This window comes from Streptomyces sp. NPDC001851 (assembly GCF_040297165.1).
Taxonomy (GTDB): domain Bacteria; phylum Actinomycetota; class Actinomycetes; order Streptomycetales; family Streptomycetaceae; genus Streptomyces.
In genome coordinates this window covers 58,999-72,878 of the sequence record NZ_JBEOYR010000009.1, presented here as the reverse complement: position 1 = coordinate 72,878, position 13,880 = coordinate 58,999, and the positions used below count along the sequence as shown (strand labels likewise).

Sequence of the window (13,880 nt, the reverse complement as noted above, 5' to 3'; positions counted from 1 at the left end):
CCGGCCCCCAGGGGGAGTCGCGCGCCTCTCCGTCTACGGTTCCGGCGGGGGCGGCGCCGCCGGAGCGGAGCCGGGAGCGGTGGAGGGCCTGCCCAGCTCGTCCAGGACGGCCGACAGCCGTTCCAGCAGCCGTACCGCCTCGGCGAGTTCGGCCTCCCCCATCGCCCGCGCCAGCCGGTCCGCGTAGGCCGCGTGCCCGGGGCCGATCCGGGCCACGGCCGCCCGGCCCTGCTCGGTCGGCGCGAGGAGTTTGGCGCGCCGGTGCGCCGGGTTCGGGCGGTATGCGGCCAGCCCCCGTTCGACCAGCAGATCGGCGATGCGCTGCACGCTCTGCCGCGTGATGCCCATGGCCCGCGCGATGCCCGCCACGGGCAGCGGCTCCCCCAGCACCGCGCCGAGCACCTGCCACCAGGCGGCGGTGAGGCCGGCCGGGCGGGCCAGCTCCTCGGCGACGGAGAGGAACTGTCCGTTGAGGCGGAAGACACCGAGGGCGCTGCGGCTGAGCAGTTCCTGCCGCTCCCGGCTCATCGGGCGCGGGCCCGCTGCAGGACGGCGTACGCCTGCGCGTCGGAGTCGTGGTACAGCCGGTACCAGGCGTCCAGCACCTCGCCCTCGTACACCCCGAGGAGCCGGAGGACCTCGCGGGCGAAGGCGACGGGTTCGGTGGGCCCCGCGGTGATCAGGCCGCCGTCGGTCACGGCGTCCGTCTCGACGTACCGCCCGGCGCCCGCGTAACCGGTCGCGGCCAGGTAGGAGGCGGCCGCGCTGGTGTGGTCGCGGTCGTCGAGCAGGCCCTCGCGCGCGAGGCCGGCGGTGGCGCCGCAGATCGCGGCGACGGGCACACCCGCGTCGAGGAAGGCGCGGGCCGCCCGGGCGAAGGGGGCGAGGTCGTCGCCCGCGTCCCAGAGGTCGGCGCCCGGGAGGATCAGCAGCGAGCTGTCCGCGGGCCGCAGATCGCCGAGCGCCAGGCCGGGCTGGATGCGCAGGCCGCCGATGCTGACGACGGGGTCGCTGCCCGGGCCCACCGTGACGACCTGGTACCCGGCGCGGGCGAGGCAGGCGGTCGCATGCCCCGTCTCCCAGTCGGCGAGGCTGTCGTAGACCGCCAGATGCACACGTGTACCGGCCGGATTCCTCATGACAGCAGGCCGACATTTCGACAGCATGCTGTCAATGAATCGGCCCGGCGGACCCCGGCCACTGCTCCGCCCCGTCGACAATCTGTCGGGGAATCGGGCCGTCCACAGAACAGGACGCCGATATCCCTTCCGCATCGCGGACATTTACGCTCGCGGGCATGACCCCTCAGCCCAACCCCGACGCCGGTGCCGCCGTGAAGGCCGCGGACCGTGCGCACGTCTTCCACTCCTGGTCCGCGCAGGACCTCATCGACCCGCTCGCCGTCGCCGGCGCCGAGGGGTCGTACTTCTGGGACTACGACGGCAAGCGGTACCTGGACTTCACCAGCGGGCTCGTCTACACGAACATCGGCTACCAGCACCCCAAGGTCGTCGCGGCCGTCCAGGAGCAGGCGGCCCGGATGACGACGTTCGCGCCCGCCTTCGCGATCGAGGCGCGCTCGGAGGCGGCCCGGCTGATCGCCGAGCGGACCCCCGGCGACCTGGACAAGATCTTCTTCACCAACGGCGGCGCCGACGCCGTCGAGCACGCGGTGCGCATGGCCCGGCTGCACACGGGCCGCCCGAAGGTGCTCGCGGCCTACCGCTCGTACCACGGCGGCACCCAGCAGGCGATCAACATCACCGGTGACCCGCGCCGCTGGGCGAACGACAGCGGCACGAACGGCGTCGTGCACTTCTGGGCGCCGTTCCTCTACCGCTCCCGCTTCTACGCCGAGAACGAGGAGCAGGAGACCGCGCGCGCCCTGGAGCACCTGGAGACCACGATCGCCTTCGAGGGGCCGGGCACGGTCGCGGCGATCATCCTGGAGACCATCCCGGGCACGGCCGGGATCATGGTCCCGCCGCCGGGCTACCTGGCCGGCGTCCGCGAGATCTGCGACAAGTACGGCATCGTCTTCGTCCTGGACGAGGTCATGGCCGGCTTCGGACGCACCGGTGAGTGGTTCGCCGCCGACCTCTTCGGGGTCGTCCCGGACCTGATGACCTTCGCCAAGGGCGTGAACTCGGGCTATGTGCCGCTCGGCGGTGTCGCGATCTCGCAGCGGATCGCGGAGACCTTCGCCAGGCGGCCGTACCCCGGCGGCCTCACCTACTCCGGGCACCCGCTGGCCTGCGCCGCCGCCGTCGCCACGATCAACGTGATGGCGGAGGAGGGCGTCGTCGAGAACGCCCGGCGGCTGGGCGAGAGCGTCGTCGGGCCGGCCCTGGCCGAACTGGCCGAGCGGCACCCGAGCGTCGGCGAGGTGCGCGGCACCGGCATGTTCTGGGCGCTGGACCTCGTGAAGAACCGCGAGACCCGCGAGCCGCTGGTGCCGTACAACGCGGCCGGCGAGGCCAACGCCCCCATGGCCGCGTTCACGGCCGAGGCGAAGAAGCACGGACTGTGGCCCTTCGTGAACATGAACCGGACCCATGTGGTCCCGCCGTGCAACGTCACCGAGGCCGAGCTGAAGGAGGGCTTCGCCGCCCTGGACGCCGCGCTGAGCGTGGCCGACGAACACACTCGGTAGCCGCACCGCACCTGCCGCCGGGCCGATTCGAACGCGTAAGGTGACGTGCTCGTAAGACTGGATACCCGCGTAGACCGCACATGTGGCTCACGGGTACGGACGAGTACGTCACCCGACGTGTGAGGAGAGGCCCCGCCCATGCCCGGCACCGGCGCCGTGACGCGCAGCACCCTGCGCCAGCAGATCGCGGACGCGCTCCGTGACGAGGTGCTGGCCGGGCGGCTGCGACCCGGCCGGGCGTTCACGGTCAAGGAGATAGCCGAGCAGTACGGCGTCTCCGCCACCCCCGTCCGCGAGGCGCTGGTCGACCTGTCCGCCCAGGGCATCCTGGAGGCCGACCAGCACCGCGGCTTCCGTGTGCCGGAGTACTCCGTCACCGACTACCGGAACATGATCGAGGCCCGCAGCCTGGTCACCGACGGCATGTTCCAGGCCCTCGCCACCGGCCACCCCGCCTTCCGCACCCCGCCGGAGGACCCCCGTACGACGGCCGCGCTGACCACCGTGCGCCGCCGCGGCGAGGAGGCCCAGCGGGCGGCGACGGCCGGCGACCTGACCATCCTCATCGGCTACGACCTGCGCTTCTGGCGCGAGCTGAGCGCCCTGTTCGGCAACCCCTACCTCGGCGACTTCCTCAACCGCCTGCGGGTCCAGTCCTGGGTGTGCGCCGTGCAGCACCTGCTGCGCCTGCCCGACCTGCGCGGCCGTCTCTGGGCCGGGCACACCGACCTGGTCGACGCGCTGGCCCGCCGCGAGGCCGAGACCGCCCGCTCGATCGTCACGGCCGCCAACGCCCACTCACTGGCGCTGCTGGAACACCTGACCAACGGGTAGGTGACCGGTAGCCTGCCCTGACCACCTTCTGTGTGTGAGGAGCTCTCTTTGGCCTGTGACCTGTGGCTGGTACCGCTCGTGGACGTGTTGTGCCACACCCCGGACAACCCCTTCGCCGAGGAACTCGCCCAGTACAACACGGCACTGACCGAGGCCGGGCTCCCACCGGTGCCGGTGTACCAGTACATGCCGGGCCTGTCCGGTGAGGTCGCCCCGGTGGCCGGCTTCGACTACGACGCCCTCCACTTCCTGCGCCGCGCCTACCTGCTCCAGGTCTGCGGCCTTCCGGTGACCCCGGTGGACGACCTGGGCGGCGACTACGAGCAACTGCTGGAGATGTTCGAGTCCACGGCCCAGCAGTCCCACCTGGTCTGGCACTACGACCACGCCGGCGCGTACGTCCCGGTCGACTTCCCGCATCCGCTGTCCAACGACGAACTGCTCTCCGGGGGCGGGCCGTTGGGCTCCTCGCAGACACTGCTGCGCGAGCTGGAGTACGTCGCCCCCGCGATCGGCATCGACCCGGCCAACCCCCCGGCGGCCCCGGCGCCCCCCGTGGCCCCCACGGAACTGGAGGAGCCGGCCGTCCCCGCTCCCTACGACCCCAGCCCCTTCGCCCGCGAACGGCACGTCTGGCTGGGCCTGCACGCGGCGGCGACGCGTTCCCTGGCGCAGGGGTCGATGATCGTGTTCAGCTGAGCGCGTGTGAGGTCACCCACTTGGTCTTGCCGTGGGGGGAAATGCCCCCCTACGTTCGGTGGCATGTCCCCCCACGGCCCCGCCTTCGACTTCACCGTCGACCTGAGCGCACACGAGATGCTCCGGCGTACCCACGTCATGGCCGCCCTCGGCCCCGACTGGGACCCGGCGGCTGCCCTGCGCGGCGAGGAGGAGGCGCGGGCACTGCTGTACTCCGGCCTGGACGCGGAGCAGCAGCGCATCTACGACGAGCTGGTGGCGGCCGGTGTGCTCCCGCCGGGGCCCGGCGATGCTGCCGCTTGATCCGCAGGCCGACAGAGCACGGCGCGCCTGGGGGGTGGACTGCCCCGGCTGCGACGACCGGGGCGCCTGGCGCTACCTGCTGTCCAACACCGGCAGCCTGCTGCACCTGCAGTGCCCCGCGTGCCACCACGTCTGGACCCACGAGACCCACTTCGGCGCCACCCGCTCGCCCGGCTGAGCCGTGGGCCGCCGGGGCGTGCCCGGCGGCCCGGCGGGTGCCTCAGAAGACCGGCGTACCGGCCTGCGTCAGCTTCCAGTTGGTGACGGCGAAGTCGGCCGGGTCGAGGGTCTTCTTCGCGGTCACGTAGTCGATCATCAGCTGGCGGATCTCGTTGGTCGAGCTGTAGGCGACCGGCGCCGAGGCGATGTGCGGGTAGCCCGAACCGCCGTTTGCGCGGTAGTTGTTCACGGCCACGACGAAGACCTGGTCGTCGGCCACCGGAGCGCCGTTGTAGGTGAGGTTCTTGATCCTCGACCCCTCGGCCTGCGCGATGTCGATCTCGTAGCCGACGCCCGCCGCCGTGTCGTACATGTAGTCCCAGAAGTTGTTGGCGTTCGTGAGGGTGGCGGTGTCCACCTTCGTGCCGGCCGGGACCTGGTGGTAGTACTTCGCCGCGTACTCCAGGTAGTCCTTGAGCTGGGCGCCGGTCAGCTTCCGGCCGTAGAGGGTGTTGTCGTAGATGTAGAGCCCGGCGATGTCCTTGATGGTGACGTTGCCCTTGGGGATGTCCGCCGTGCGGGAGAAGGGCGCCGCCACCGAGATGAGCGGGAGGGCCGCGTCGGACGCCGACAGGCCCGCCTTCACCGACTCCATCTGCACCTTGTGGATGAAGTCCATGATGGGGACGTCCTTCCAGCAGGAGTCCGCCGCCGAGAGGTCCTCGGTACACGTGCCGACCGCCGTGTTGACGTACTTCACCACCAGCTCGTGGTCGGCCTCCAGGAGCTTCTTGATCTCCGGGTCCTCGTCCACGTCCTTGGGGTTGAGCGTCTGCGCCTTCTTGCTCGTCACCTTCCACTGGCCGTGGTGGAGTTCGAGCTCGAAGTCGAAGACGCTGAGGCGGTAGCCCCAGCAGTACGGCTCGGAGAGGAGGACCTCCTCGCCGGTCTCGGCGTTCTTCACCGTGTAGGACGGGACCTCCACGTGCGTGTGGCCGACCAGGATCGCGTCGATGCCGGGCACCTGCTCGGCGACCAGGTTCGACGCGTTCTCCACGTACGGGAGCGAGTCGCCGTAGGAGGACGAGCCGTCCATGCCCGAGTGGTCCGTCAGGAAGACGACGTCGCAGCCGAGGGCGCGCAGGCGCGGGACGTACTTCTTCGCCTGCTCCACCAGCCCGGGGAACACCATCTTCCCGCTGACGTTGTCCTTGTCCCACAGGGCGATGCCGGGGTTGGTGAGGCCCAGGATGCCGACCTTGATGTCGGGGGCGCCGGGGACGCGGATGCGCTTGACCGTGTACGGCTGGAAGGCCGGGCGGAGGGTCTTCGCGTCCAGGGCGTTCGCGCCGAGCAGCGGGAAGTGGCACTGGCTCTCGAACTTGCGCAGCGTCTCGATGCCGTAGTTGAACTCGTGGTTGCCGAGGGCGGCGGCGTCGTAGCGCATGTGGTTCATGGCCACGGCCATCGGGTGCCGAGGGCCCTTCTTGCCGTCGCTGCCGGTGATCGGGTCGACGCGGGCGAAGTAGTAGGCCAGGGAGGTGCCCTGGATGATGTCGCCGGCGTCGACGAGGAGGACGTGGTCCTCGCCCTTGGCCTCGCGCTGCTGCTTGATGAGGGTGGCCACGCGCGCCACGCCCACCGAGTTGCCCGCCTTGTCGCTGTAGGCGGCGTCCTTGTAGTAGTCCCAGTCGAAGACGTGGCTGTGCAGGTCGGTGGTGCCCAGGATGGAGAACGACCAGGTGCGGGGGTGGCAGTCCGGCTTCTGCTCGGCCGCCTGCGCGGGGGCCGCCGCGACGGTCCCCGCGGCGGCGACGGCCGCCCCGGTGACGGCCGACTTCTTCACGAACTCCCGGCGGTTCATGGGACTGAGGGGCATGCGAGGCTCCTGGGAGGGGCGTTGACGCGAGCAGATGGGCATACGGTGCGGAGGCTACCCGCGTAGATGCTGCTCGTGCCCGCGATCGCCGGAAACCAGGAAAAGGTCATGTCCGGGTCAAGGATGGGTCAGTGGACCGCTTGGGGGAACAGTGGGGAAACGGCCGGTGTCAGAGGCGGCCGATGAGCCTGATGTCCGGCGGCCACAGCACCCCGCTCGCCATCAGGAGCGAGGGCCCCAGATGCACCGGGCAGACGCGGAGCGGGGGCAGCTGGTACCGGGCCACCTCGAAGACCGCCGGGTCGGAGCAGTCCGTGCCGTCGGCCTGGTCGCCTTCACCGCCGTACGGTCCCCGGCACCGTGCGCTCCGGTGGACGCTCATACCTCGATTGTCCACCGGAACACACGGCTGCGGATGCCTCTACGCGTGCCTACAGGAACGAGTTGATCTCGATCGTCTCGTCCCGGCCCGGGCCCACGCCGATCGCGGAGATCGGGGCGCCGGACATCTCCTCCAGCGCCTTGACGTAGTTCTGGGCGTTCTTCGGCAGGTCGGAGAAGGACTTCGCCTTGGTGATGTCCTCGGACCAGCCGGGCAGGGTCTCGTAGACCGGCTTCGCGTGGTGGAAGTCGGTCTGCGAGTAGGGCAGCTCCTCGACCCGCTTGCCGTCGATCTCGTACGCCACGCAGACCGGGATCTGCTCCCAGCCGGTGAGGACGTCGAGCTTGGTGAGGAAGAAGTCGGTCAGGCCGTTGACGCGGGTGGCGTAGCGGGCGATGACCGCGTCGAACCAGCCGCAGCGGCGGTCACGGCCGGTGGTCACGCCCCGCTCGCCGCCGATGCGGCGCAGCGCCTCGCCGTCCTCGTCGAACAGCTCGGTCGGGAAGGGACCGGCGCCGACACGGGTCGTGTAGGCCTTGAGGATGCCGATGACGCGGCTGATCTTCGTCGGGCCCACACCGGCGCCGGTGCAGGCACCGCCGGCGGTCGGGTTCGAGGAGGTCACGAAGGGGTACGTGCCGTGGTCGATGTCCAGCAGCGTGCCCTGGCCGCCCTCGAACAGGACGACCTTGTCGTCCTCCAGGGCCTGGTTCAGGACCAGCACGGTGTCGGCGACATACGGCTCGATCTGCTCGGCGTAGCCCAGCAGCTCCTCGACCACCTGGCTCACGGCGATCGCGCGCCGGTTGTACAGCTTGGTGAGGATCTGGTTCTTGACGTCGAGGGCCGCCTCCACCTTCTGGGTGAGGATCGACTCGTCGTACAGGTCCTGGACCCGGATGCCGACGCGGTTGATCTTGTCCGCGTAGGTCGGGCCGATGCCGCGGCCGGTGGTACCGATCTTGCGCTTGCCGAGGAAGCGTTCCGTCACCTTGTCGACGGTCACGTTGTACGGCGTGATGATGTGCGCGTTACCGCTGATCAGGAGCTTGGACGTGTCGACGCCACGCTCGTTCAGACCGCTCAGCTCGGAGAGCAGGACCGACGGGTCGACGACGACGCCGTTACCGATGACCGGCGTACAGCCGGGAGACAGGATTCCGGAAGGGAGCAGATGGAGTGCGTACTTCTGGTCGCCCACGACGACCGTGTGGCCGGCGTTGTTGCCGCCCTGGTACCGCACTACGTAGTCCACCGAGCCACCGAGCAGGTCGGTCGCCTTTCCCTTGCCTTCGTCACCCCACTGAGCACCGAGCAGCACAAGTGCGGGCACGCGCGTACACCCCTTCCGGGCGGGGCATGTCCATGGTCGGGGGCGTGGGCGTAAGGTTCACCGCCGCGTGCCACAGCGACCGCCGTTGGTCGCCAACCGTCGGACCGGGTGCCCCGGAATAGACGAAGCCCCTGGCGCAATAGCGCAAGGGGCTCTTGCACAAAGATGCTACCCGAGGAAGCGAGGCAGGACCGAGGTGGCGACTTTCGCGATGTCCGAACAGCTGCTGGTGATCATCGATCCGGCGGCACGGCAGACGGACGGGGAGTCCGTACGGATCGCGAAAGACGTGCTCAGCGCGGGTGCGGCGGCCAAGGTGTGTCTGCCGGACGGGCCGGAGGAATTCGCCCGCGCGCTGGGCCGCAGGGGGTCCAGGCGGCCGGTGGTCGTGGGCGGTGACCGCGCGCTGGTGCGGGCGGTGACCCTTCTGCACCGCCGGCGGGAGCTGGCCGGATGTGCGCTGTCGGTGGTCCCGGTGGGTGACACCCGGCTGGCCGAGTCGCTGGGCGTACCCGGCGGGGCGGTGGCGGCGGCGCGGGCCGTGCTGGACGGGGCCGAGCGGCGCCTGGACCTGCTGGTCGACGACAGCGACGGGGTCGTGCTGAGCGGGCTGGGCATTCCGCCGGAGCCGGTGGGGCGGGCGCCCGCCGTCGAACCGGTGGCCGCGTCCTACGGCCGGCCCTGGTACCGCTCCCTGGTCCGCACCCTCGCCCCGCGCCCGCCCCGGCTGTCCGCCATTCCGGCCCCCGGGCCGTCCCGGCTGCGGGTCGAGGTCGACGGGGAGACGGTGGTGGATCTGGGCCAGCCCGTGGAGGCGGTGTCGGTGACGCCGGGCACGGGCGGTGTGGCCGAGGTGGTGGTACGCCCGCTGTCGGTGGGCGCGGAGGCGACGCCGGTACGGGCGTCCGGGCGGACGGTGACGGTGGTCGGCGCCGATTTCCGGTACCGGGCGGACGCCGGGGTGTCCGGACCGGTGCGGAGGCGGACGTGGCGGGGGGTGGAGGGGGCTTGGGGGTTGGTGTTGCCGTCAGCCTGAGACGGGGGCCTGGAAACCGGTGGTGTCGAGTGAGCAGTCGAAGGGCGCCGGGATGTGGAGCTTCTCGCCGAAGGGCTGCGTGCAGTGTGACTCGTAGCCCTTCGGCGACGGCGTCCAGAAAACGGTCGCCTGCTCCTTTTGCATGTCGAGGAGCAGGTAGACGGGGACTCCAGCCCGCCCGTAGACCTCGACCTTGTCCGTCAGGTCGTCGCCCCGGGTTGCGGGAGAGGTCAGCTCTGCGACGAAGGACAACCCTTCGCCGTCCAAACGATTGCTGTCCGTTTCGAAGACCCGCTCGTGGGCCGCGTGGATGTCCGGTCCGTACGCGCTCTCGTCACCCGGAAAGACGAAGAGGAACGGGGCGACGCTGAGGTGGTGGTCCTGAGGAAGACAGCTCTGCAACTGTTCGCAGACCCGCCTCATCACCAGGGCGTAGTACCCCTTCGACCACGGCGACACGACGATTTTCCCCCTGTAGATCTCGGCCTTGAAGCCATCGCGCAGGTCCAGCTCGTCGAGGATGTCCAGCAGTTCCTCGAAGCTGTCGGGCTTGCCGCCGCTTATCGTCGGTTGCTCTGTCATCAACGTCATGATGCGCCCTCCCTCTGATGCCGACCAGCCGCGACTCAGAGTAGCCGAGCGAACACGCGCTTCACGCGGAGATTCGCAAAGCCGCGAAGCCAATGGTCTGGTGACAAATATTTAACCGCGCCGACCCCTTCCCGCACCCCCGCCTCGTCCACCATGCTGCTCCATCAGTACCCACCCACCGGACACGGAAGGGGCCACCCGATGGCAGTGGACGAGGGCGTCGCCCCGACGGCGGGCACGGCGGACGGAGAAGCGGTTCACCGGCTGAAGCCCAACGCAGTGGGCCTGCTCGGGGTGGTGTTCATGGCCGTCGCCACCGCCGCGCCGATCACCGCGATGACCGGCAACGTGCCCTTCATGGTGTCGGCCGGCAACGGCGTCGGCGCGCCCGCGAGTTATCTCGTGGCAATGGTCGTCCTGGCAATCTTTTCCGTCGGTTTCACCTCGATGGCGAAGCACATCACGTCGACCGGGGCCTTCTACGGATTCATCTCCCACGGGCTCGGCCGGACCGCCGGTCTCGCCTCCGGGCTGCTCGCGACCTTCGCGTACGTCGTCTTCGAACCGGCCCTGATCGGCATCTTCTCCACCTTCGCCACGACCACCCTGAGGGACCAGACGGGCGTGCACCTGCCCTGGTGGGCCTTCGCGGCCCTGATGCTCGCGATCAACGCGACCGGCACCTGGTTCGGGGTCAGCGTCGCCGAGAAGCTGCTGGTGGGACTGCTGGCGACCGAGGTGACCGTGCTGGCGGCCATGGCGGTGTCCGTCGCCCTCCACGGCGGCGGCCCGCACGGGTTCACCTTCGCCCCGGTCGACCCGGTCAACGCCTTCAAGGGCACGTCGGCCGGCCTCGGGCTCTTCTTCGCCTTCTGGTCCTGGGTCGGCTTCGAGTCGACCGCGATGTACGGCGAGGAGTCCCGCGACCCGAAGAAGATCATCCCCAAGGCGACGATGATCAGCGTCCTGGGCGTCGGTGTCTTCTACGTCTTCGTCTCCTGGATGGCCATCACCGGCAACGGCGAGGCCGAGGCCGTGAAGGCGGCCTCCTCCGGGAACCCGCTCGCCCTCTTCTTCAACCCCACCGAGCGCTACGTCGGCCACTGGGCGGTCGACGTCATGCAATGGCTGATGATCACCGGCTCACTGGCCTGCGGCATGGCCTTCCACAACTGCGCAGCCCGCTATCTCTACGCGCTCGGCAGGGAAGGTGCCCTGCCGTCGCTGAAGCACACCATCGGCCGCACCCACGCCCGGCACGGCTCGCCGCACATCGCCGGCCTGGTGCAGACGGTCGTCAGCGCCGTGCTGATCGGCGCCTTCTGGATCGCGGGCAAGGACCCCTACAACGCGCTCTACGTCCTGCTGGCCATCCTCGGCACCATGGCGATCCTCGTCGTGCAGGCCGTGTGCTCCTTCGCCGTGCTGGTCTACTTCCGCAGGCACCACCCCGAGAGCCGCCACTGGTTCCGGACCTTCACCGCCCCGCTCATCGGCGGCATCGCGATGCTCGGCGTGGTCGCGCTGCTGGTGTCCAACATGGGGGTCGCGGCGGGGGCGGAGTCCGGCTCACTGCTGCTGAAGGCGACGCCGTGGCTCGTGGCGCTGGTCGCGGCGACGGGCGTGGGCTACGCGCAGTACCTGAAGCACCGGGCACCCGAGCGGTACGCGCTGCTGGGACGGACGGTGCTGGAGGAGGCCAGGGAGCGCTGAGGCGCGCTCCGCCATGACCGTCCTGGTGCCCCCTTCGCAGGCGGGCACCAGGGGGATCACCCCACCTCGACGCTCAGCCCCTGCAGCCCCCTGATGACGAAGTTCGGCTTCCGCCGCGGCTCCGCCGCCAGGGCCAGGGTCGGGGCCTGCTCCAGGAGGGCGGCCATCGAGGCGGCCAGTTCTATGCGGGCCAGCGGGGCGCCGATGCAGTAGTGGATGCCCGCGCTGAAGGAGATGTGCGGGTTGTCGGTGCGGGTCAGGTCCAGGCGGCCGGGGTCGGGGAAGACCGCCGGGTCGTGGTTGGCGGAGCCGAAGAGCATGGCGATCTCCGCGCCCCTCGGGATGGTCGTGCCGTCGATCTCGATGTCGTCCAGCACCCAGCGCTCGAAGAGCTGGAGCGGGGTGTCGTAGCGCATCAGCTCCTCGATCGCGGAGGGGATCAGGGAGTGGTCGGCGCGCAGGGCGGCCAGCTGGCCGGGGTTGCGGAACAGGGCCCACCAGCCGTTCACCGTGGCGTTGACCGTGGCCTCGTGGCCGGCGTTGAGCAGCAGCACGGCCGTGGAGATCATCTCCTGCTCGGTCAGCCGGTCGTCGTCCTCGTCGTGGGCCGCGATCAGACCGGAGATCAGGTCCTCCCCCGGCTCCTTGCGGCGGGCCGCGATCAGCTCGCGCAGACAGTCCGAGAACTCCACCGACGCCCGCACCGCCCGCGCCGCCGTCTCCTCCGACGGGTTCAGCTCGTACATTCCGCAGATGTCCGCCGACCAGGGGCGGAGCTGGGCGCGGTCCCCCTCCGGGATGCCGAGCATCTCGGCGATCACCGCCACCGGCAGCGGTTCCGCCACGTCGGTCAGGAGATCACCGCCGCCGTCGCGGACGAGCGCGCCCACCAGGTCGCTCGCCAGTGCGCGGACGTACGGCTTGAGCCGCTCCACCGTACGCGGCGTGAACGCCTTCGACACCAGGCGCCGGATCCGGGTGTGGTCCGGCGGCTCCAGGTCGAGCATGCCGTGGTCGTTGAGGGTGTGGAACGGCTCGTGCTCCGGCGCGGGCGGGGTCCGGCCGAACTCCTCGTGCGAGAAGCGGTGCTGATACGTCCGCCCCAGCCGGCGGTCCCGGAGCAGCGCCGAGACGTCCGCGTGGTGCGGGACCAGCCACTGGTCGGTCGGCTCGTACCGGATCACCCGGCCGTGCGCGCGCAGTTCGGCGTAGGCCGGGTACGGGTCGGCGAGGAACGCCGGGTCCCAGGGGTCGAAACCGAGATCGTGAGAGCCTGCCATGCGGGGAAGCTACCCGCCGGACCGAGGTCTGACCAGGGACCGCTCAGCCGCGGCCCGCACAGCGGAAGTCGTAGTAGCCCTTCCCGCCGACGAGGACGGACGTGACATGCACCGGCAGGCCCTCGGCGTCGCGCGGGACCTCCTGGGAGGTCTGCCGGGTGAAGCCCAGGGAGACTCCGGGGATCACGGGGTGCTCGGGGCGGGACGTGTCGACCGTCCATCCCCGGTCGGTGGCGCGGCGGAAGAGCCGGCCGGCGGGGGTTGCGAAGACGTCGTCCCCGTCGAGCAGGACCCGGGTGCCGGAGGTCCGGCCCTCACCGGGCCACCACAGCTCGATCGCCGTCACCGTGGGGCTGCTCTCCAGCAGGGCCTGTACGCCCACGCCGTCCAGGGACCAGGAGGCCCGCGCCGAATCCCGGCGCCTGACCAGCCGGGGCTCGCCCCAGCCGGACACCGCCGCGGCCGCGATCGCCTCGTCCAGCGTCATGCCCAGACACAGCGGGGCGACTCCGCGCGGTGGGTCGAGTACGAGATCCATGATCAGACGACGGGCTCCGTGCTGACCAGGACGTGGTCGAAGTACAGGGGATCCCCCTCCTCGTCCACGGGGTACTCGAACGAGCTGTCGGCGGCGAAGGACATCTTCAGCTCGGGCAGGGCGTGGATGCCCAGATCGTCGTCGTACGAGACACGGTGACCACGCTCCCGCAGCTGCTCGACCAGCTCTTCGCCGGGGGTGCGGAAGACATCCAGCTCGTCGAACGTGACGTTGATGTCGGCCGCCTCGTCCCGGAAGCGCCACAGCTCGATGCCGGTGAGCGTGGCGGCCTCGGGGAACGACAGGACGTACTGGAACGCGGAGTCGTCGAAGTTCACCACGTACGTGCCCGGGGGCCGCCCGGCTCCGGGCCGATGGCTGACGCGGCCCAGCGCCGGGGCGATCTCCATCGCCTCGTCGAACGGCATACCGAGCCGGAACGGCCCCACGCCGACGTGCGGCCGGATCTCGACACGCATG

Annotated in this window: 16 protein-coding genes; 7 read left to right on the top strand and 9 right to left on the bottom strand. The window is 70.5% G+C overall.

Features of this window, described 5'->3' with window-relative positions:
- Nucleotides 1–33 precede the first annotated feature (33 nt).
- Both ABT171_RS15270 and ABT171_RS15265 read right to left on the bottom strand, forming a co-directional pair.
- On the bottom strand, nt 34–528 hold the full coding sequence (locus tag ABT171_RS15270; RefSeq protein ID WP_351243729.1) for a MarR family winged helix-turn-helix transcriptional regulator: 495 nt from the start codon (nt 526–528) through the stop codon (nt 34–36).
- Complete coding sequence (locus ABT171_RS15265) at nt 525–1,139, bottom strand: DJ-1/PfpI family protein (RefSeq protein ID WP_351243727.1); 615 nt, start codon at nt 1,137–1,139, stop codon at nt 525–527. The genes ABT171_RS15270 and ABT171_RS15265 overlap by 4 nt, the downstream gene beginning before the upstream one ends.
- A gap of 158 nt (nt 1,140–1,297) precedes the next feature.
- Here ABT171_RS15265 and ABT171_RS15260 point away from each other — a divergent pair, with 158 nt between their 5' ends.
- The 5 genes from ABT171_RS15260 to ABT171_RS15240 all read left to right on the top strand — a co-directional run bounded on the left by ABT171_RS15260 (nt 1,298) and on the right by ABT171_RS15240 (nt 4,667).
- On the top strand, nt 1,298–2,653 hold the full coding sequence (locus ABT171_RS15260; protein ID WP_351243725.1) for an aspartate aminotransferase family protein: 1,356 nt from the start codon (nt 1,298–1,300) through the stop codon (nt 2,651–2,653).
- A gap of 138 nt (nt 2,654–2,791) precedes the next feature.
- The gene (locus ABT171_RS15255; protein ID WP_351243723.1) at nt 2,792–3,487 is read left to right on the top strand and encodes a GntR family transcriptional regulator; all 696 of its coding nucleotides are present in this window, start codon (nt 2,792–2,794) and stop codon (nt 3,485–3,487) included.
- Between the two features lie 48 nt (nt 3,488–3,535).
- The gene (locus ABT171_RS15250) at nt 3,536–4,186 is read left to right on the top strand and encodes a putative DNA-mimic protein (RefSeq protein ID WP_351243721.1); all 651 of its coding nucleotides are present in this window, start codon (nt 3,536–3,538) and stop codon (nt 4,184–4,186) included.
- A 63-nt stretch (nt 4,187–4,249) separates the two neighbouring features.
- Nucleotides 4,250–4,489 (top strand): DUF6400 family protein, encoded by a 240-nt coding sequence (locus tag ABT171_RS15245; RefSeq protein ID WP_351243719.1) that lies wholly within the window; start codon nt 4,250–4,252, stop codon nt 4,487–4,489.
- Nucleotides 4,476–4,667, top strand: coding sequence for a hypothetical protein (locus tag ABT171_RS15240; RefSeq protein ID WP_351243716.1), 192 nt, complete (start codon nt 4,476–4,478; stop codon nt 4,665–4,667). Before ABT171_RS15245 ends, ABT171_RS15240 begins: the two co-directional genes overlap by 14 nt.
- Before the next feature lie 42 nt (nt 4,668–4,709).
- Here ABT171_RS15240 and ABT171_RS15235 read toward each other — a convergent pair whose 3' ends face one another.
- The 3 genes from ABT171_RS15235 to ABT171_RS15225 all read right to left on the bottom strand — a co-directional run bounded on the left by ABT171_RS15235 (nt 4,710) and on the right by ABT171_RS15225 (nt 8,242).
- Nucleotides 4,710–6,527, bottom strand: coding sequence for a bifunctional metallophosphatase/5'-nucleotidase (locus tag ABT171_RS15235; RefSeq protein ID WP_351243714.1), 1,818 nt, complete (start codon nt 6,525–6,527; stop codon nt 4,710–4,712).
- 169 nt (nt 6,528–6,696) lie between these two features.
- The gene (locus ABT171_RS15230; RefSeq protein ID WP_351243712.1) at nt 6,697–6,909 is read right to left on the bottom strand and encodes a hypothetical protein; all 213 of its coding nucleotides are present in this window, start codon (nt 6,907–6,909) and stop codon (nt 6,697–6,699) included.
- Between the two features lie 49 nt (nt 6,910–6,958).
- Nucleotides 6,959–8,242, bottom strand: coding sequence for an adenylosuccinate synthase (locus tag ABT171_RS15225; protein ID WP_351243710.1), 1,284 nt, complete (start codon nt 8,240–8,242; stop codon nt 6,959–6,961).
- A gap of 211 nt (nt 8,243–8,453) precedes the next feature.
- Here ABT171_RS15225 and ABT171_RS15220 point away from each other — a divergent pair, with 211 nt between their 5' ends.
- Complete coding sequence (locus ABT171_RS15220; RefSeq protein WP_351243708.1) at nt 8,454–9,278, top strand: diacylglycerol kinase family protein; 825 nt, start codon at nt 8,454–8,456, stop codon at nt 9,276–9,278.
- On the opposite strand, the gene ABT171_RS15215 is transcribed toward ABT171_RS15220, so the two are convergent.
- Entirely contained in the window at nt 9,270–9,869 is a 600-nt protein-coding gene (locus ABT171_RS15215) for a Uma2 family endonuclease (RefSeq protein WP_351243706.1), read from the bottom strand. The genes ABT171_RS15220 and ABT171_RS15215 overlap by 9 nt on opposite strands.
- A gap of 201 nt (nt 9,870–10,070) precedes the next feature.
- On the opposite strand from ABT171_RS15215, the gene ABT171_RS15210 reads away from it, so the two are divergent.
- Entirely contained in the window at nt 10,071–11,582 is a 1,512-nt protein-coding gene (locus ABT171_RS15210) for an APC family permease (protein ID WP_351243704.1), read from the top strand.
- A gap of 56 nt (nt 11,583–11,638) precedes the next feature.
- On the opposite strand, the gene ABT171_RS15205 is transcribed toward ABT171_RS15210, so the two are convergent.
- Genes ABT171_RS15205 through ABT171_RS15195 form a run of 3 tightly spaced genes read right to left on the bottom strand, consistent with a single transcriptional unit; the run spans nt 11,639 to nt 13,879 of the window.
- Complete coding sequence (locus ABT171_RS15205; RefSeq protein ID WP_351243702.1) at nt 11,639–12,862, bottom strand: cytochrome P450; 1,224 nt, start codon at nt 12,860–12,862, stop codon at nt 11,639–11,641.
- A gap of 43 nt (nt 12,863–12,905) precedes the next feature.
- Nucleotides 12,906–13,400, bottom strand: coding sequence for a hypothetical protein (locus ABT171_RS15200; protein ID WP_351243700.1), 495 nt, complete (start codon nt 13,398–13,400; stop codon nt 12,906–12,908).
- Between the two features lie 2 nt (nt 13,401–13,402).
- Nucleotides 13,403–13,879, bottom strand: a complete 477-nt coding sequence (locus ABT171_RS15195) for a hypothetical protein (RefSeq protein WP_351243698.1) — start codon at nt 13,877–13,879, stop codon at nt 13,403–13,405.
- Nucleotide 13,880 lies beyond the last annotated feature (1 nt).